Source organism: Mesorhizobium sp. M2E.F.Ca.ET.209.01.1.1, from assembly GCF_004010375.2.
Taxonomy (GTDB): Bacteria; Pseudomonadota; Alphaproteobacteria; order Rhizobiales; family Rhizobiaceae; genus Mesorhizobium.
This window is the reverse complement of the sequence record NZ_SADP02000400.1, coordinates 1-374: the sequence shown is the minus strand read 5'-3', so window position 1 is coordinate 374 and position 374 is coordinate 1. Positions and strand designations below refer to the sequence as shown.

The window sequence follows — 374 nt, the reverse complement described above, 5'->3', positions numbered from 1 at the left end:
GGCTCGTGGGCGGTTCCTGGTGACGGATTCCGCGATAGCCCAGGCGCAGGAAACCTTGCCCCGGTCGACGACGACGCCGCAGGCCATCAGGATCATGAAGCCGTAGGTCATCGCGTCGACGACCGGCGGGCATTGCTTGAGCGTGCGAATGTCGCGGCCGTGAATCGCCGAATAGGCGGTGGCGGGCATCGCGCGCAGCCAGTCCGGCAGCACGCCGCGCGCGGGCACCGGACGCGGCAAATGCTGCGCCAGGATCGGATCACATCTGAAAATGACACGCATCGCCGCCTCCCGGCATTGCGATAGCACGCCAGCCGGCCGCGCTCCAAGCGGCGCCTGGCCAGTCTGTCACCCGCGCCGGTATCCGCGGTCCG

General features: G+C 69.0%; 1 pseudogene. It reads right to left on the bottom strand.

Annotated elements, in window-relative coordinates:
* Window positions 1-282: pseudogene (locus EN852_RS36180) on the bottom strand (hypothetical protein); the annotation flags it as partial.
* Window positions 283-374: the final 92 nt, after the last annotated feature.